This is a genomic window from Pseudoalteromonas sp. TB41 (assembly GCF_000497975.1).
GTDB lineage: Bacteria > Pseudomonadota > Gammaproteobacteria > Enterobacterales > Alteromonadaceae > Pseudoalteromonas > Pseudoalteromonas tetraodonis.
This window is the reverse complement of record NZ_AUTH01000071.1, coordinates 1-20,169: the sequence shown is the minus strand read 5'-3', so window position 1 is coordinate 20,169 and position 20,169 is coordinate 1. Positions and strand designations below refer to the sequence as shown.

General features: G+C 39.7%; 12 protein-coding genes and 1 pseudogene. 3 read left to right on the top strand and 10 right to left on the bottom strand.

Features of this window, described 5'->3' with window-relative positions:
- The first annotated feature begins 44 nt into the window (after positions 1-44).
- Together L641_RS0109560 and L641_RS22905 are read left to right on the top strand one after the other, a co-directional pair.
- Positions 45-1,952: a prolyl oligopeptidase family serine peptidase gene (locus L641_RS0109560; protein ID WP_024601776.1), complete on the top strand. Its 1,908-nt coding sequence runs from the start codon at positions 45-47 to the stop codon at positions 1,950-1,952.
- 251 nt (positions 1,953-2,203) lie between these two features.
- Positions 2,204-2,552 (top strand): annotated as a pseudogene (locus tag L641_RS22905) (transposase); the annotation flags it as partial.
- 533 nt (positions 2,553-3,085) lie between these two features.
- Here L641_RS22905 and L641_RS0109555 read toward each other — a convergent pair.
- The 10 genes from L641_RS0109555 to L641_RS0109505 all read right to left on the bottom strand — a co-directional run bounded on the left by L641_RS0109555 (position 3,086) and on the right by L641_RS0109505 (position 17,854).
- Positions 3,086-3,700: a protein kinase gene (locus tag L641_RS0109555; protein WP_024601775.1), complete on the bottom strand. Its 615-nt coding sequence runs from the start codon at positions 3,698-3,700 to the stop codon at positions 3,086-3,088.
- A gap of 155 nt (positions 3,701-3,855) precedes the next feature.
- Positions 3,856-3,981, bottom strand: coding sequence for a hypothetical protein (locus L641_RS23735; RefSeq protein ID WP_275450851.1), 126 nt, complete (start codon positions 3,979-3,981; stop codon positions 3,856-3,858).
- Positions 3,982-3,992: 11 nt separating this feature from the next.
- Positions 3,993-4,313, bottom strand: coding sequence for a DUF2971 domain-containing protein (locus L641_RS23475; RefSeq protein ID WP_212751384.1), 321 nt, complete (start codon positions 4,311-4,313; stop codon positions 3,993-3,995).
- Between the two features lie 436 nt (positions 4,314-4,749).
- Complete coding sequence (locus tag L641_RS0109535) at positions 4,750-5,235, bottom strand: hypothetical protein (protein WP_024601772.1); 486 nt, start codon at positions 5,233-5,235, stop codon at positions 4,750-4,752.
- A gap of 499 nt (positions 5,236-5,734) precedes the next feature.
- A complete protein-coding gene (locus L641_RS0109530) occupies positions 5,735-7,447 on the bottom strand; it encodes an alpha-amylase family glycosyl hydrolase (RefSeq protein WP_024601771.1) in 1,713 nt (570 codons plus the stop codon).
- An 86-nt stretch (positions 7,448-7,533) separates the two neighbouring features.
- On the bottom strand, positions 7,534-9,936 hold the full coding sequence (locus L641_RS0109525) for a glycoside hydrolase family 15 protein (protein ID WP_024601770.1): 2,403 nt from the start codon (positions 9,934-9,936) through the stop codon (positions 7,534-7,536).
- A 36-nt stretch (positions 9,937-9,972) separates the two neighbouring features.
- Positions 9,973-11,463 (bottom strand): MFS transporter, encoded by a 1,491-nt coding sequence (locus tag L641_RS0109520; protein ID WP_024601769.1) that lies wholly within the window; start codon positions 11,461-11,463, stop codon positions 9,973-9,975.
- Entirely contained in the window at positions 11,453-13,312 is a 1,860-nt protein-coding gene (locus tag L641_RS0109515; RefSeq protein WP_024601768.1) for an alpha-amylase family protein, read from the bottom strand. The genes L641_RS0109520 and L641_RS0109515 overlap by 11 nt, the downstream gene beginning before the upstream one ends.
- A gap of 138 nt (positions 13,313-13,450) precedes the next feature.
- The gene (locus L641_RS0109510) at positions 13,451-14,944 is read right to left on the bottom strand and encodes a tryptophan halogenase family protein (RefSeq protein ID WP_024601767.1); all 1,494 of its coding nucleotides are present in this window, start codon (positions 14,942-14,944) and stop codon (positions 13,451-13,453) included.
- A 114-nt stretch (positions 14,945-15,058) separates the two neighbouring features.
- The gene (locus L641_RS0109505; protein WP_024601766.1) at positions 15,059-17,854 is read right to left on the bottom strand and encodes a TonB-dependent receptor; all 2,796 of its coding nucleotides are present in this window, start codon (positions 17,852-17,854) and stop codon (positions 15,059-15,061) included.
- A 658-nt stretch (positions 17,855-18,512) separates the two neighbouring features.
- On the opposite strand from L641_RS0109505, the gene L641_RS0109500 reads away from it, so the two are divergent.
- Entirely contained in the window at positions 18,513-20,153 is a 1,641-nt protein-coding gene (locus tag L641_RS0109500; protein ID WP_024601765.1) for an alpha-glucosidase family protein, read from the top strand.
- Positions 20,154-20,169 lie beyond the last annotated feature (16 nt).

Below are 20,169 nucleotides of genomic sequence, written 5' to 3'. Positions count from 1 at the left end.
GTTTAAATGGCCTACTTTTTAGGCCATTTTTTTGAGGGAATAAAATGAAATTAAAGAAAATAATATTATTAGGTTTATCTGTTCTAAGCTTGAATTCTTATGCTAATAAACAAGTTGAGGCAACAGAGCAAATTTCGAGTATTGATGCATTTTCTATGGCTTCAGCTATAAGAAGTGTTGTCACATCACCAAATGGTAAAAACCTTGCCATATTAAGAGCAACAACAAAAGATGGTGATTACATAATAGAAATTAGAGATCCTAATAACCTAGAAAAAGATCCGGTTAGATTAGGTGCAGATAAAATGCTCATCTCTTCTATCATATGGTTAAACGACGAAAAAATTGGCGTTATGTTTAGGCAGATATTGGAAGACGGAAACAGGAAATATTGGGTTAATAAGTTTGCAATTACAGATGCTGATGGCAAAGGTGATTGGTTATTACCTTTTAAAGACAAACGAAATGTTCAATTTCAAATAATAAATCGGCTCCCAGACAACAAAGATGAAGTCTTAGTCGAAGTAGATATTAATAATAATTACATCCCTGATGTAGTTCGCTTTAATATAAATACAGGTAGAAGCGTTACTATCATGCGTGGTAATGAAAAAATATCTGGATCATTTGTTTCTGATTACGATGGTGATATCAGAATTGCACAAGGTTGGAATAAATCCGACAATGCAATAGATCATTATGCGCGTGTTAAAGGTGATGATGATTGGAAAGTTATTAAACAGGTTAGTCCCAAAAAGCGTGAAAACTTTGAGATACTAGGCTTCACAAAAGACAACCCTGATGAAGTTTATATCAATGCTAATCTAGGAGAAAACACCACCGGTATTTATATCTACAATATTAAAACGGCTAAATATTCAACTCGGCAATTTGGCCTTGAATCTGTTGATACTGATGGGGTAATACTTGATTCTGACGGTACTATTAAGGGCTTTCGCTACACCACCAAACAACCTAAAAATTACTACATAGATCCCAATGCTCAAGCATTACAAGAGTCTATTGCCTCATTATTCAAAGGTAAATTTGTTCGAATCATGAGTCGTTCTGATGACGATAATGTTCTTGTTTTAAATGTGTCTGCTGATGATAATCCTGGTAGCTACTACATAGTGACAAATAAACAAAAATTAACCAAAATTGGTGATAGACTTCCTTTTATTGATAAAAGTAAGTTAGGAACTGTTAAATATATCTCTTATAAAGCAAGAGATGGGCGAAATATAAAAGCTTATGTGACAATTCCTGCAACTAAGGGCCCTCACCCTGCGGTTGTCTTACCACATGGTGGACCTTGGGTTCGTGACTCTATTATTTTTGATGATTGGGCTCAGCTGCTCGCTTATCATGGTTATGTAGTAATTCAACCAAATTATCGTGGTTCAACTGGCTATGGGCTTGAGCATTGGATAGCAGGCGATAATAATTGGGGTCTTAAGAAACAAGATGATCTTGACGATGCCGCACAGTATTTAGTCGAAAAAGGCTTAGCTACAAAAGATAAACTCGCGCTATTTGGTTGGAGTTATGGCGGATATGCCGCTTTTGCAGCTTCTATGCGTGAAAATAATATTTATCAATGCGTTGTTGCAGGTGCTGGGGTTAGTGATCTAAGTCGAATTAATGCAACTTTAAACGAAAACCGATTTTTAAGTATTTTACAACGCCCTACTATTTCTGGTGTATCTCCTGTAGAACAAGTTGATAAAGTAAATGTTCCTATATTGATTATTCACGGTGATATCGACAGTAGAGTACCAATTAAACATAGTCGTGATTTTGTTTCTGAGCTGGAAAAGTATAAAAAAGACTTTAAATATATAGAGCTAGAAGATGCTGACCATTTCTCGGATTCACTTTTCTATGCACATAAAAAAGAATTCTACACTGAGTTATTATCATGGTTTGATAATAAATGTAGTCTTAAATAACTAAAAACCCAAAAGTTAATTCTTTTAAAAATTAAAGGGGCTAATTTTGCCCCTTTACTATTAGAAGATGACTGAATATAACCTTTTTATGTTAATAATGTTAATAATGCTAATAATGCTAATAATGTTAATAATGTTAAAACAAATAAACCAAGTAGCTAATCGAAAGGCAACCATCTCAATAACAATTTGTTGTGATAAGTTTTATCTTTTTAATACTTCACACACCCATCACGCAATAAATCGTTAATTTAATAACAAGACGAACTATTTATGAAATTAGAAATATCAATCGATTTCTTGGCGCACAAAGGCTCACGCTTTATGCTGACTTGTAAAACTAAAAACGGAATCTACTGGTAAAACCTATGGCACCCAAGGTAACAAAATTGGCAATGCACAGCTGAAATGGGCGTTCTCCGAAGCCGCTGTATTGCTGCTGCGTCACAATCAAAACGCCAACAAATACCTTGAAAAACTACAAAAGCGAATGAGCAAAGCCAAAGCACTGTCTGCGCTTGCACATAAGCTTGGCGCTGCGTCTATTATATGCTTAAAAAAGAGACGGTATTCGATGAAGCAAAATTCTTAAAGAGTTAGTCACGGTACTGAGTGAGCTGAACATCTATCTGGATATAAGGCTGAGCATCAATCAATTGGGTGAGTTAATTACCAACAAGGTTTAACCTGATTATATGCCTACAGACCAAAGCCACTTGCCTTGATTAGACCCTCAGTACGCGTGCATTAATACAATAAACAAAGTCGCTTACACCTGACTTGATAACTGCGTTATGCACCTAACTAACTGGATCACAATGATGAAACTAGCCGCCTTGAATAGTGCCATGATGAGGTTAACCGATAAATGTCTAGTGCCCCAGCTACCCCAAAAGGATATGGGAAAAACCTGGCTGCGATGAGATCGCAATAAGAGATTACTGCGTAACGCACCCTAGATGTGTTTGCCGTAAGCAACTTGCTTATTAGCCGCATCGACAGACGAAGTAAACGAATTTGTTTATTGATTTAGAATTGACCGTCAATTGATAAAACGGTCAAAAAGAACACTAATGCCTATTGACAGAGTTAAGGCTCATATGTGTTAGGCATAAAATAGTTACACATGTTAATCAATCCAATGTGGTAAATTTCTCACGATCTTCCCAAAAAGAACTAGAACCTAAATCCAGTACTTTGAAACCTAAATTAATAGGTAAAGCATCAGGGTATGAGTTTTTAGAACTTATAGGTTTAGGAGTTTGAAAACTACTTTCATATACCATTACATTCCCAGTATGAGGATCTCCATGTAAAATTTCATTTTTATAAATCGCATCGAGTGCGTTTGAGTAGCGCCAATAAAGACCAAACCTTTGAAGTATAGTTATTGGTTCTTTAAAAAGGTATTCTTTAAGATTTACTCCATTTACAAATTCCATAGTGATATAGAACAAACCTGATTTGACTCCAGATGAAAATATTTTTGCAAAATATGGGTGATCTACTGATGCGAGCTTTTTGGCCTCATTTTGGGCTTTCTTGAAATCACTACGCCCTCTGTTGTTCCAGAATTTAACGGCTATCTTTCGATCTAAGTTGATATCCTTAGCTTCAAACACAATACCGTTAGCTCCGATTCCAATACATTTGCAAAACTCTATTTCTTCAAAAGGGATAATCGTTCCTTCGAAGTAAAGTAGACTTTCAGATATAGAAAATTTATTTTTAAGATTTATTTTATTCATTATATTTATTAGTTTATGCCGAACCTTTTATACCTAACGCCCTCTTAACTAGCAGACAACGCCACCACAAAACTCGAATTAGCACGCCATAATCACCAAAGCTAACTGCTGGTAATTAAAGCCGCCGAGCGTTGACTGTCCGGTTGAAGCGTTTGTTAAGCTGCTAGGATGCGATATTCTGTTTTAGACATTTTTGCTCTTACTAACTCCACATTACCACCAATTTTGTTATTCAATTGATTGACGAGTTCATTGAGTTCTTCAAATGCTTGCTCAGGCATCTTAACTCCCGCTATGACCTTAGAAATTCGCTTCTGGTCAAAAGCATGAATCCCTGCACTTTTTTCATCGATAAAACTCGATACTCCGCTTCGTAACTCCAGTCCGGTGACTTCATAAGAAACACATCTTTGACGGCGTTAAAACCCCTCTCTCCAGCAGTAATTATCGGCATGTCTTTGGTATACTCAACATCCCAACCAAAAAGTAGCTCTTCAACATTATTCATGTAGATATTTTGAGGGCTATCATCAACGGTGAATTCAACGACAAAACCTTCATGATTCTCAGCATAATGTGACCACATTAATATATTATCTGGCTTTTTAGTCAAACAGCATATTCAAACTTCTCCAATTACTCCGTCACGAAATTCACCGCTCTTCAATGAACGTTTTATACCATGCTCCATTTGCTTTCTTTTACTTAATCTTTGAGCAGGAGAGAGTTTTAATCGTCTTCCCGCCTCTTTAAATAAATCGGGACGAGATTTTAAGTACGCTATGGACTTTTCGATATCGTATACAGTTTTACAATCAAATGGATCGTTAAACTCCGAATGATGACTAAACTTCATAGTCCCGTCAGTCAAAATGCATTTGGATCCGCTCGAAAACGGCAGGTATTTATAAACTTTCAATTAAGTTAAACCTCATACTTAAAAAGCAGCTTAACTTTAAGCTAAGGGGCGCCGATACGTGAGGCATAATGGCGAAGCCGCCCCGCGTATAGGCGTCCCAGCGACCGAAGGGAGAGGCTTAAGCGCTTTGTTAGTTTTCACTGTACACTTGCTGATCGACACAAGAAACACTGACTTCATTGCTAGGCAAGTTTGCAAATAAAAAGGCAACAGACTCATTTGGCTTAAGTACCCCAACAAATGAAGTACAAACACCGTTTTTGCACTCTGCTGCTAACGTAGTAGTTTTTATTCTCGGAATTGCAGATGTACAAGTATTTTTTTGATCACATGCTACTTCAACATTTGTAAGTGATGTTTCTTCGTAATTTGAAAATAGCAAAGCTGATTTTAATGCTTTAGGGAAATGCAGCGAGAAATCTAAACACAAACCTTGACCGCCATTATATGCAACTACTTTTCTATACTCTTTTAGATATGATTCTGATATCTGTAAATTAGCTTCGTTAGGCTTGTATTGAGAGTTGTAAAAAGAGAAAGCTATAGCTGCTATCACACCAATACTTGTTAAAATATTAGTAATCCATTGTGTATTATTTCTCAAATTTTCATTCATATGCGAAATTCTTCCGTGAAAACTAACAATTTTATAGTGCGCTCGTCGCGTATATTTCTGCCAACGCACGCTAATATATTCATTAATTACTTTTTAACAAATAACTTAACTCATTGCTAGCTATAATTATTTCTTGCTACTAAATATAATTACAAAGAAGAAAATGCGCTCATCGCTCATTTTCTTGAATATGAGAGAAAAACAACCACACTGTATATTTACACAGCCACCGACATTGGTAATGACATGAAAACGCGCCTCCCATTTTTAAATTACATCGCTGAATCTATGTTGGTACATCAGTATTCATTACGTACCGTAAATACCTACCTGTGATGGATTGCATCTTATAGTGATTTTCATGATAAGCGCCATGACGTAAGAAGAAGTTAAGCTACTTATGATTCATTAAAATGAGCTATAACTTGGAGGGAATGCAATAAAAGCACTTTTACCTAAAGGGGCTAACGTATGTTAGCCCCTTTTGTGTGTGTTTTATTTACAGTGTGTTATTCAGTAACAACAAACCGTAACCAGCGAGTTGCTCGTCATTTAGGTCGTGTTGCCAGTTTGGCGTTAAATCATCGCGTTTGATGCTGCTCACGCTTTGCGGGTTAGCGGTTAAGTTAAGCACAAACATACTTTTACTGCCGTTTAACTCGCGGGTTATTTCAACAAGGCCGTTGTTGTGTTGCGTTAATTCATAACTGCCTTTAATACTAAGCTCTGGGCGCTGTTTTTTTAATGCAATTAAGTGCTGATATAAACGCCACAGTGAATCAGATTGTGCTTGTTGCGTTTTTACATTGCGATCAGCAGCATTAATTTGCTTTGATAAAAATTCAGGCCACCACTGGGTGTAGCTATCACCAAACAGTTCAGCCTGCTCAACCCAACTTGTTTGAGCTTGAGTAAAACCTGCTTGATTGCTGTTATCCCACTGCATTGGCGCGCGTTTATACACATCGTGACCTGTGCCACCTTGTGTTAGGCCAATTTCTTCACCGTAGTAAATATACGGCGTGCCAGGAGAGCTAAATAACATGGCGGCGGCAAGTTTTGCTTTATCGTCGTGCTCTGCAAGTTGATAAGCCACACGTTCTTGGTCGTGATTAGTTAAAAACGGTGCAAAAAAATCAAGCGGTGCAGTTGAATCAATACGCTGTTGTAAATTTTGTTTGAGCACATTGGCATCAACTGTATCCACTTGTTGATTAGATTGCATGGTGCCAAATTGCGCTTCACCACTGGCTTCAGGTTTTAATAAGCCCAGTATTTTATAGCCCACTTCAAAATCAAAGCCTTGATCGAGGCCTTTACCTTCGCCAAAGTATTTTGCTGCAACGGGAATGTCAGCCCAGGCTTCACCCACCAAATATGCCTCAGGGTTTACACTTTTTACATACTGATTAAAGTGCTGCCAATATGCAATGGTTTCGTCGGTATCGGCTTGCGCATCTGCGCCACCTTCCATTGCAAAACGTACTGCGTCTAATCTAAAGCCAGCAACCCCTTTATCAAGCCAAAACTTAGCCATTTTTTCCATTTCGGCAACAACATCAGGGTGGCGTAAGTTCAAGTCAGGTTGGCTGGCTCCAAACGCACCATAGTAATACTGCTGACGTGTTTCATTCCAATGCCATACTGCGTCGGGTTGGTCGTTATTACTCCATGCGTGGCCCCAGCCACTTCCGGCTTTTGGCATATCGTCGCGCCAAATAAAGTAATCAGCATAAGGGGCTTCTTGTTTTGCTGAACGCTGAAACCATTCATGGTTACTTGATATATGGTTTATAACTAAATCAAGTATGACTTTCATGCCTTTATCATCAGCGGCTTTTATAAAGGCTTCAAACTCGGCCATGCTGCCGTAGTCGTTTTCTACTTGGTAAAATTCAGTAAAATCATAGCCATGATACGACGGTGCTTCAAACATGGGGGTTAACCACAGTGCATTTACGCCGAGCTCTTGTAAATACGGGAGCTTTTGGGTCATACCGTTAAAGTCGCCATGACCATCAGCATCGCTATCGTAAAAGCTGCGTGGCCAAATTTGGTAAAAAATGGCGCTTTCCCACCACGGGCTTGCTTGTTGTTTAGTATTTAATTGCGATGTTTCGGTGTTATTCGTGTTGTTATTTAATGATGGTGCGCTTTGGCAGCCTGTTAGCATGATTGCTAATGCTAATGCGCTCAAGGTAAATGTTTTCATTTCAGCCTCGTTATTATTGTAATAAATAACATAGCCGTATTTTACTACGGCTATGTTAATTAACCTGAACTGCGGATAGTTTGTGGTTATTTTAGTGCTTTAGTTACCACCGGATAATGATCCCATACTTGTTTGTCGCTTAGTGAGCGCACTAGCTTCACGTATTCAGCATGCGTCCACGCCAGTGGTGTGGCCGAGTTTGTACCCTCGCCTAACGTGTATCCTGCTTTATTTACGCCTACGCCATCCCATACTTGTTCTGGTAGCATCATACCTTCGTTAGCAAATTGCTCTAGCCCTTTTACATAGCTATTTTTAATAGCCTGCTGTTTTGTTGCATCTAAGGTATTATTAGCATTTGCGGCGGCAATTTCATAATGGCCCCGTTCACCGGTAAAAAATGGCCAAACTCGCCCACGTTGCCCTGGGCTATTTTTTCCACCTTGCGCATAGTTAGCGCCAGTTACTTCATCTTCACCGTACCCGTCGTTACCATAGCGGCGGTATCCTGCAAATGTGCCGCTGCCATCAGTAAACTCAAAGCTGTATTTAACTTGTAGGTTATCGGTTAGGGTTTCGTCATCATATTCTGGGAGTGTTTTTACTATGCTAGGCGCTAGTGCATCACGCACGCCATAGCGAACCAGTTCTAAAAATCCACCATCGAGTATTTGCTTTTTATTAAACCCTTCACGGCCATTATTAGCGTTAATTTTAGTATTTGAATTGGCGTCTTTGTCTTGGCCAATGCGAATAAAATATTCACCATCAGAAGCGCTCGACTCTAAATTACCAGCCGTTGTAAACATTAATTTTTCAATATCATTGTTATAACGCTTAGCTGTATTTAGGTAACGTGCTGCATTGGCATTATCACCTGCTAGTTTAGCGATATCGGCTGCAGTAATTAAACCAGCAACAACCGCGGCGGTGGTTGATGGCGAATACCCTTCTTGCTCTTCCCAGCGTTCTTGCTGAGTGGCTGGCGGCGTTATTTGTGTATCGTTCCATAGAATGTTTGCACGGCCACCCTCAACTAAAAAGTCTGCCGCGGGCTTTAACATACGGCTATACCAATCGCTCAGCTCTGCATCTGTTAAAACATCAGCTTGATGAAGTTTCCAAGCAAGCATGAGTGGCATTGCAGTTTGGTCAAGTTGTACGCCCACCCATTCTAGTTCACCATCAACATGTGTTTTTTGTAAAAACCACCCTGTATCGCCTTTATTGCCTGGGGTTTTGCTGTTTACTTGAACTTTTTCAAGGTATCCGAAGGCGGTTTTAGCGGTCGCATTATCGCCCATGGCCATAAACGCCATGGCAACTTGATAAAAGTCGCGCACCCACACCGCTTTGTAACCAGTAGAGCCTGTTTTAGCCGATACGGTTTCGCCCCATGGGTTAGATAATGAGGCAATAAGCGCACCTGCATGAGTTTTATCTTCTTGCGATTTAAGTACCATGGCACTGGTGTAAAGTAACTTGCCGTTATCTGCGGTTTGTTCGCTCATGTTATTTAGCGGTGCAAGGCTTTGCAGGTAGTCTTGCCAACCAAGCGCTTCGCCTTTACCGTTGTAATTATCAAGCACCGCTTGGTAACCTTTGGCTAACGTAGCTTGGCCTTGTTTAAAGCTGGTTTGTTCGCTATTACCAAAGCTTAGGGTTAAATCGAACTGGCTGTTTTCACCAATTTCACCCAGCTCTGCAAGTAGGCTAACATTACCCGATTGTTCACCGGTATTTTTATAAACCTGAGTGAGCTGCTGAGTTGTTTTAAGCTGGCTTAAACCATCGCTTACACCTGTAAAACCAACACTCGTTTGTTTAAATGGCTGCGCACCTTGTAATGAAAGGTAGCTGTTGTCTTGCCATGCCAGCAGCCCTTGTTCTGTAGTTTTAGCAAAATCATCAAGGCCGTTATTATCAACATACGGGTTAACGGTTACGTATGCCTTAACACCTTCAAGTTCGGTATTAAAAATACTGCGTACAAATAAGCTTTGCCCATCAGGATCGGTAAATATGTGTTTTTCGAGGCTAAAGCGGCCTTGCTTATCTTTGCTTACTACTTTGTAAGCTAATGATAACGGGCGGCCTTTATCGTCTTTGTATAAGTAGTCAATGGTAACGTCTAAATCGTCAGCTTCTGTGACTGTAAAATCTTTTCCTACTACCACAAATTGCATGTCTTTAATTTGCGCTTGGTGAATAAGCCCAAACATCGTTTCGGTGATCATACCTTTGGCAATTGAGAACCATACTTTTGACACCGTTCCTGTAGGGGCCTCATCACTGTAATGGCCATTTTGATATTGCTCAAATGATGTGCCAATACCGGTTTTACCTGCATAAGCCCAAAATGGTTCTGCCCCAGGGGCTCCCGGTGCCGATACCTGCATTACAGCGCTGTTTGATGGCTCTTGCTGCGCGCCACAAGCTGTTAAACCAAGCATTAATAAACTGGTGGTAATTGTATTTAATTTTTTCATTTTAAAGCCTTAATTAATTTCAGTTTACTCGTTACGTTACTGAGTGTGCTTAACACGCAATACCGCAACCGCTGCAAGTACAAACGACACAGCGCCCAGTACTAATGCGTAAATAGGTTGGTTTTCAAAAAAGTGGCGTAATATTAACCCCAGTACGCTAGCGGCTAATAATTGTGGGATCACAATGAAAAAGTTGAAAATACCCATGTAAACGCCCATTTTATGACTCGGTACTGAGGTACTTAACATGGCGTAAGGCAACGACAAAATAGACGCCCACGCAAAACCTACGCCTATCATTGGCCAAATAAGTAAGCTTGGATCTTTTATAAACATAAAGCTCGCTAGGCCTAGCGCACCTAAAATAAGGTTAAGTGCATGTGCTACTTTTAATCCCACGCGTTTAACAATGATCGGGATACATAAAGCAGCAATCGCGGCAAAGCCGTTGTAAGCGGCGAATAATATGCCCACCCAATCTGCACCGTTGTTGTACGCTAACGAGCTGGTGTCGGTACTACCGTAATGAAAGCTAGTAACCGCTGACGTGCTGTAAATCCACATAGCAAATAACGCAAACCAACTAAAAAATTGTACCCATGCTAATTGCTTCATCGCCTCAGGCATAGTGAATACATCATTCACTACATTATAAAAACCGCTGCTAGTGTGCTGTTTAGCTTTTAATGCCGCTGCAATAAATTGAATAACACCAAAACTAACTAAGCCAGCAGCCAGCAAGTAAAGTTCTTTTTCCAGATCCAGCCCTAATACCGTGGCTAAAACAAGCAAACCTAAGCCGCTAAAAATAACGCCACCTTTGGTAAAGTTTACGCTATTAGTAATATTGGTTTGTGTTGTTTGTGATTCTTGTTGATTAAATTGTGCAAGCTGCTCGGGTGAGTACTCTTTTGTAGTGACAATAGTCCAGCCAACTGCAATAAATAAAATAACCCCACCAAAGTAAAACGAATACTTTACAGAATCAGGAATTTGACCAATCGGTGCGGTATTAGCAATATCAAACCAGTTAGTCATCATCCAAGGGAGTGCTGATGCAACCACTGCTCCTACGCCAATAAAAAAGCTTTGCATGGCATAGCCTGTGGCGCGCTGCTTGTTTGGCAAATTGTCGCCTACTAAAGCACGAAACGGTTCCATGGTAACGTTAATTGACGCATCCATAATCCACAGCATACCTGCAGCAATCCAAAGCGTAGGAGAATTTGGCATAATAAAAAGCGATAACGTGGTTAATATAGCGCCGTATAAAAAGAAAGGACGACGGCGGCCTAATTTGCCCCAGGTTTTATCACTCCAATAACCAATAATTGGTTGCACAATTAAGCCGGTGAGTGGCGCTGCAACCCATAAAATAGGAATATCGTCGACATTAGCGCCAAGTGTTTGAAATATACGGCTTACGTTACCGTTTTGCAGTGCAAAGCCAAATTGAATGCCTAAAAAGCCAAAGCACATATTCCATATTTGCCAAAAGCTTAAGGTTGGTTTGTTATTATAATTCATGATCAGCCTTATTTGTTAAAACGGCACTACTGAGTGCATCAAGGGTCAGCGTAAAGGTTGTACTTTGTTTATCATCGCTCACCAAAATACCGTTATGCGACTCTAGTAGGTCGTATAGCGTGGAGTTTGGTTTGAGCATTGTTGCTTGATTTGGCGTGAGCGTAATAGTGACTGTTTGCGCTTGCTGGCTAAAGTTGCTCAGCACCCATAATGATTGCTGCCCTAGGGTGCGTACAAAACCCACCACTCTATCACTGCCTGTTACCATCAAGGGTGCCATATCACCGGCAACAACAGCAGGTAAGCCATTAAGTTCCATAATTGCGATATAGTATTGACGTAACTGTGCTTGCTCAGGAGTTAAATTTGCGCCATCAAACTTGCCATTATTCATCCATGCTTGGTGCGCTGGTACGCCAATGTAATCAAAAATACTGGTGCGTGTAGGCGAACCAAAGCCTGCGTTTTCTGATCCATCTTCACCTACGTCTTGGCCAAAATAAAGCAAGGTTGGCGAACGACTAATTAAGTTAGAAACCACCATAGCCGGTTTACCACATGCAGCGTCGCCAGCAAAGTCAGGACTTGCGATACGTTGTTCGTCATGGTTTTCTAAAAAATGCAGCATGTGCTGTTCAATGTCTGCCACTTCAGCTTGCGCTTTAAATAACGTATTAGCGGATTGTTTACCTTGCATTATGGCTTTTAAGGTGTCGTAAAAACCTACTTTGTCATACAAGTAATCCATTTTACCTTGGTGAATATAGGTGCGGTACATCAACGGGTTATATACTTCGGCGAGTAGAAACGCATCGGGTTTATGTGTTTTTATTGATGAATTTAAAAAGCTCCAAAACTCAACAGGTACCATTTCAGCCATATCATAGCGAAAGCCATCAACCCCTTTATCTAACCAATAAAGGGCAATATTTCTAAATTTATACCAACTATTTGGCAGTTCTTTATCTTGCCAAAATTCATAATGTGCACGGTAATCTTGGTTTTCAAGCGACTTAGGTAAAGTTGGAAAGTCTAAACTACCATCGGGTTTAACACCGTAGTTAACTTTTACCGTTTCGTACCAGTCGTTTATATCAGGCTTTGGAGCACGTGCACCATTGCCAGTCCATTTTGCTGGGATTTCATTAAATTGACCATCGGCTAAAGGGTGTTTGTTGCCACCTAACACTTGGTAACTGTCGCTTGTTGGTACTTTAAATGATTCACCCGGTACATAGTAAAAATTATTATTTTTAGCATACGCCTTGCTGGTATCATCGTCCTCACCAAAGTCTTTCACGCCGTTAGGCTTTGCTATTGAGTGATAATCTCGTGCTACATGATTAGGAACAATATCAATAATTACTTTCATGTCATGCTCATGAGTACGCTCAATTAGAGCACTGAACTCTTCGAGTCTATTGGTAACATTGATTGCCAAATCAGGGTTTACATCGTAATAATCTTTTATTGCGTAAGGCGAACCTGCACGCCCTTTTACCACATCAGGATCATCTTGTTTTATACCGTAATCAGTGTAATCACCCACCAAGGCATGATGCAAAACGCCGGTGTACCACACATGCGTGGTACCTAGCTCTTTAATGCCTTTTAATGCCTCGTCGTTAAAATCAGCAAACTTACCAACTCCATTTTGCTCTTTGGTTCCCCATGGCACATTAGCGGTTTGGGTGTTACCAAATAAACGAGTAAATACTTGATATACCACTGGCTTAACTGGGTCTGTTTGCTTAACTAACAAATCTGTTTTTGTCTCTTTGCCATCACTGCAACCGTGCACCAGCAATGCGCTGCATATAAGCAACGGCGTGTAGAATCTTTTTTTCATTGTGTGTGTCATTTTTATTTCAGTGTTGTTATAGGTTTATACTAAAGCTAAGTAAGGCTTGGTTACAGTTGCTGCATACGTATTCACAGCCATATTCAGTGACAATTAACCCGCAACTAAAGCACCACGTCACGCCACTTAGTTTGTTTTTAACTTAGCTAAAAACTCTTTATGAGTAGGTAGTTTATCTACCGTTGAATTTATTAGGGTTTTTAACGTTGCGAATAAATCCGTTAGTTGTTCACTGCTTAATGAATCAACAATACTGTTATAGTCATCTGGTATTAGGCCTTGACCTATAAATACTTGCTGCCAAGCTACTTCTGCAAATAACTCGTCGTTTTCGCGCACTACTTTGCCCGTTTGTTTAAATAAATCCATTTTATGCGCTAACGATTGAGGAATTTCCATTTGCTTACATTGACGCCAAAATGGGGTGTCTTCTCGCTCAGTTAATTTATAGTGCAAAATAATGAAGTCACGAATATGCTCGATTTCGGTGATGCTTTGCTTATTAAATTCAGTTACTAACGCATCACTAACCCCATTATGAGGAAACAACTTAATTAAACGTGTGACCGCACTTTGTATTAAGTGAATACTAGTAGACTCTAAGGGCTCTAAAAATCCACTAGAGAGCCCTACTGCGACTACATTTTTATGCCACTGCTTTAAACGTCGACCTGTTTTAAATTTAATTAAACGCGGGCTTGTTGTTGGGTCACCCGGTAAGTTATTTAATAAAAGTGCGGTTGCTGACTCATCCGATAAATAGCGGCTGCAATACACTAAGCCATTACCTGTTCGGTTTTGTAGCGGAATTTGCCACTGCCAGCCTGCGTCATGTGCTATGGAGCGCGTATAGGGCTTTAATTCGTTGCTGCCTGTTGATTGCACTGCAACAGCACTATCGCAAGGTAAATAATGCGACCAATCAACAAACCCCGTATTGAGAGTTTGCTCAATTAAAAGTGCGCGCTGGCCAGTGCAATCTATAAATAAATCCCCTTGGATTTGGCTATTATCGTCAAGTGTTAAGTTGGAGATATTACCTGTCTCAGGGAATTGATTAACGCGTTCTATTTTTGCATCAATGTGTTTAACGCCACGTGATAATGCAAGATTTTTTAAATATTCAGCATATAAAGTGGCGTCAAAATGAAAAGCATAACTAAGTCCTGGTAATTGAGTATTAGGAATAGTATTTAGTAGCGTAAATTTGTGCTGTTTAGCGGCTTGATAGTTAAGAGAAAAATCCCATAAAGAATCCTCGCTGCCATTAATGTGTCCTTTTACCCAAAAATTATAAAAGTCACAAAAGGGAAAATCTTTACCAAACGAGCCAAATGCATGCATGTAGCTATGCCCTGGTGTTTTCCAATTTTCGAACTCTATACCCAGTTTGATAGACGCATTAGTAGCATTTATAAAATCTTGCTCATTAATACCGAGCGCATTATTAAGCCCAATAATAGGAGGAATAGTGGCCTCTCCCACACCTATAGTACCAATGCTACTTGATTCAATAAGGGTAATATTAATTACTTTACCTAATACTTTATTTAACAGTGCAGCGGCTATCCATCCAGCTGTACCACCGCCTGCAATGACGACGTGTTTTATTGGTTTCATATGTTTGTCCACGTTTTGCTGTGTATTAAAGCCGCTTAAATAATTTATTAGGTAAAGTCACTATAAAAAAGCCCCTGTAAAACAAATCACAAGGGCTTTTAAAAACAACTTAAATTATAGCTTGTAACTTACACCGAGTAAGTAAGTACGGCCATAATCTTGGTAGTCACGCACTTGCAGCGCATTATCGCCTTGCAATGAAGTAAACGCTTCTTCGGTAATGTTTTGAATTTGGAATGTCATCGACAAGTTTTCAAAACCAGCAATACCAGAATCAGCAAAATCATAGCCTACTTGCGCATCCCAAATAGTCTCACCAAGTATATCAACTTGTTGTGTGGCAAAACCTGAACCGTAGATATCACCTTTAAAGTCACTACGCTTACGCATGCTAGTACGTGCTTGGAAACCATTGCGTTCGAAGTACACAGTTAAACTATCAATTTTGTCTGACAAACCTGGTAGTTCGTAATCGTTTCCGTTTTGATCTTGCAAGTCTTGCTCAACGCTGGTGTGGCTGGCAATTAAACCAAAACCTTCTAACGATTCGTGTAATACGCTGAAAGGGAATGATAATGAAAGCTCATAGCCCCATAAATTACCATCACCACCGTTGACTTTACTTGAGCGAGTTGCTGTATTTCTATCCGCAGGTGGGACTTCACCCGTTGCTGGATCTTCTTTACCAGTTACATCTACATCGTAACGCTCATCAAAAATCCATTGGTCAATGTCTTTATAAAATAACGCTGCTGAAAAGTACCCTTCTGCATCAAAGTAGTTTTCGTATGTTAAGTCAAAGCCTGTTGCTTCTTTTGGTTCAAGCTCTGCATTACCACCAGAAATCGACCAGTAGTTACCATTTTCGTCTGGCTTTTCGCTGTTATAACTTGTTTCAATCGATGCATGCATTTCATCAAGGCGAGCACGAGAAATTGTTTTAGCCGCACCAAAACGAATTGTTTGCTCTTGGTCGATTGCAAAAGATAAGTTCAAGCTTGGCAATACATTTGAATAGTCGTGGCTAATGTCGGTAGGTGATGCTACCACTAAACCATTAATATTTGATGCTTCAAAGCCTTGCGAAGATTGCTCAGTGCGTACATAGCGTATACCCACATTACCTGTTACCGGTATGCCACCAATCTCTGCATTAATATCTGCTTGAATAAATGCAGCGGTAACTTCTTCTTGTACCGTCCACGAACGGGTTAAATGTTTTTGATCCGTTAAGCTTTCTTGTAGTAGATCATAATAACCATCATTTACTAGGCCATTAGTGTCATAAGCAATCATATCCCCCATGCCAATAAAGTCTAAACTTGCTGAGCCTAAACGGTATTGCTCTGGTACTGATACCATACCTGGGTTATCTAACGAGAAATCTTTTAAAGTCATGAAGTAACCTTCAGACTGTTTTACTTTCTCACGGTCGCGGTAAGATAAACCAAAATTAATACGGCTAAAGTATTCGTTTTCTAGTACTTTACTGGCCGCTAACTTAAGCGTTGAAAGCTCATCGCTAATTTCTGGGGCATTAATAAAGCCATCTTGTGCGGTATTTTGATAAGGTGTATCATTTAAGCCGTACTTATTATTAAGCGCAGCACTGCTGCCCCACGATAATGGGCCGCCTAATTGAATTAGGTCATAGTCGCTGTAATCAAGCTGATGAGTAAATTGTGCACCCGTATTTCCGCCGTCAAATGCATACCCTATGTTATCAGCAACACCATTTGAATCACCACGGCCCGTACCAGAGTAGCTTTCAATACTCCAAATCGTACGATCTACTTCTGAGCGGCTGGCATCAAATTCAACTGACCACTCATCATTTATATCGTATTTAGCGTTAAAACCAAATTGTGATAGCTCTGCTTTACGCTCTTCATAGTCATTTCGCACAACAACGCGCTGACCTTCGGTTACTGCACTGGTAATAAAGCCAGACTGCTCATCAACAGTAACACTATTTGGGTCGATGCTACCTTGACCCCAAGCGAAAGGTACTTCAATACCACGTAAGATTTTTTCATCGTTGAAATCTACATATAGTGCATCAAACGTCATGTTTAAACGGTCATTTGGTGCAGCTTCAACAACAAGCATAACTGAGTCACGCTCAAGGGTTGACGAACGTACGAAAGGTTTAGCGCCGCCTAAAATTGAATAGTTTTGTCCATCATTTCCTGTAAACTCAGGGTAACCCCAAGAATTCCAACGCTTTTCTTGGTTTGGTGAGCTCATAGTATTGTAAGCAAATGCAACACCTATGGTGTCATCTGCAAACTGATCTATGTATGAAACGGTACCACGAAAACCTTTGTCATCGCCATCTGGGTTTAATTTATCAAAGCTAGTTTGCTCATACTGACCATTAAACATGATCACTTGCTCACCTTTACTTAAAGGCTTTACCGTTTGCATATCAATTACACCGGCAATACCTTCTGCTTCAATGCTAGCACTTGGCGTTTTATAAACAGTTACACCGCTCATAATTTCTGACGGGTAAAGGTCAAACTCAACACCACGGTTGTCACCAATAGATACCTGCTCACGGCCATTAAAGGTGGTTGCACTTTCGTTTTCACTAAAACCACGAACACTTACACGACTAGCACGACCATCAAGACGTTGTGCTGTTAAACCTGGTAAACGTGCGATTGACTCTGCAATAGATGAATCTGGAAGTTTACCAATATCTTCTGCAGAAATTGACTCAACAACCTGTGTTGAAAAACGCTTAGTATTAATTGATTCAACAACACTACCGCGAAAACCTTTAACTTCAATGATTTCTACATCATCATTTTTTATTGTTTCTTCTTGTGCCGCAGTGGTGGCAAAGCTTGATAGTCCGGCAGCAGTTAATGCTAGCGTTAGTATACTTGGTTTGAACATAGCCATAATGTTTTCCCGTTACCCATAATGTGATACCCGCTTACTTGCTTAAGTGATAGTTAAGCCTGCGAGCTTATTTTGTTGTCAGGATTAATACTAACGCTCGTATTATTTTATTAACAACTTTATGCATACGTATTCAAAGTTACGCTACACGCATTAAGTTAACATTAAATTTACACGCTATTTTATAAGTGACTGTTTTATTATGAGTTATTTTAGTGCAATTAGCATTTATAGCTTTAATGATAGTCATTATTTATTTTTTGATAAAATAAGTGTGTCATTAAACATAAATAAAGTGACACGACGCTATTTTATTTTCTAATTTATTATTATGGAGAACATTTATTTATGTACAATTGGTAAGACCAATATTAATAATCACCAATTTAGTGCACCCCCTTATTTTTAAGCACCTAAATAACGCAAACAATAAATTAACAATTTAACAAACCAAATTGGTAAAGAGATATTCAATAAACCGGCGTTAAAATCGATGAAATAAGCGATTGATTTAACCTCTTTTAATGGCCTTAAAACGGTGCATACGTATGCAGACTTTTTACAGTATGACGGGCTTCAAGTATGCTTTTTCAAATAAACGAGGATTAACACCTCTAAAAAAGAACAACACAAAGACAGTGTGAAAACGGAGAAAGGCATGGCCCAAAAGCAATGGTATAAAGGTGCGGTTATTTATCAGGTTTATCCGCGTAGCTTTCAAGATAGCAACAACGATGGCATTGGTGACTTAAAAGGGATAATTAATCGCATTGATTACATTAAAAGCTTAGGGGTGGATGCTATCTGGATCTCACCTTTCTTTAAATCACCTATGAAAGATTTTGGTTATGATATTAGCGACTATCGCGATATCGACCCCCTTTTTGGTAACTTAGATGATTTTGATGAGCTCATTGCGCAAGCACATCAACGCGATATTAAAATTATTATAGACCAAGTGCTTAGTCACACCTCAGATCAACACCAATGGTTTATTGATAGCCGTGAAGATTTAACCAACGATAAAGCTGATTGGTATGTATGGGCCGATGCTAAAGAAGACGGAACAGCACCAAACAACTGGTTGTCTATTTTTGGTGGCGGTGCATGGCAATGGGAGCCGCGTCGTGGACAATACTACTTACATAACTTTTTCACGGAACAGCCAGATCTTAACTTTCATAACCCTGATGTTCGCCAAGCTGTATTAGATAATGTTGAGTTTTGGCTTAAAAAAGGCGTTGATGGTTTTAGGTTAGATGCAATTAACTTTTGTTACCATGACGCAAAGCTTCGTGATAATCCTGCAAAACCAAAAGAAAAGCGTCAGGGCCGTGGTTTTAGTGAAGATAATCCGTATGCTTTTCAGTATCACTACTACAACAACACACAGCCAGAAAACATTGAGTTTATGCGTGATATTCGCACCTTGCTCAATAAATACCCAGGAACCGTGTCACTGGGTGAAATTTCATCTGAAGATTCATTAGCCACCATGGCAGAATACACCCAAGGCGGCGATAAACTGCACATGGGTTACAGCTTTGAGCTACTAACTGATGACTACTCGAGTGAATATATAAGAAACACCGTTACTACACTTGAACAACGTATGACTGAAGGCTGGCCTTGCTGGGCATTTAGTAACCATGACGTAGAGCGCGTTGCAAGTCGTTGGAGCGAAACGGGTGAAGTAAACCCTGCGCAATGTAAGATGTTAACCGCCCTATTGGCCTCGTTACGTGGTAGCGTGTGTATGTATCAAGGTGAAGAACTCGGGCTCGGTGAAGCAAGCGTTGCGTTTGAAGATTTACAAGACCCATACGGCATTACGTTTTGGCCAAACTTTAAAGGCCGTGATGGTTGTCGTACCCCAATGCCTTGGGAAAACCTTGATAGCTCACATGCCAATGCTCACAATGCGGGCTTTAGTGAAGTAAAACCGTGGTTACCTGTTGATCAACAACATAGGCTGCAAGCAGTTGCTGAGCAAGAGAATGATTCAAACTCAATATTAAATGCGTACCGTGAATTTATGGCATGGCGTAAAAACCAGCCTGTATTACTTGAAGGTGATATTGAGTTTTTACAAACCGAAGAGCCAATCTTAGCGTTTTACCGTACTCTAAACGATGAAAAAATGTTGTGTGTATTCAATTTGAGTGCTTCACAAGCAAAACTTACTATTAATGCAAGTGTTGAAAATGAACATAGCGACCTTTCTCATCACAACGCAAAGCTTGATAATGAAACACTGACAGTTGAGCCATTTGGTTGTTATTACGCCCACTGCAGTTAATATTTATATTATTATA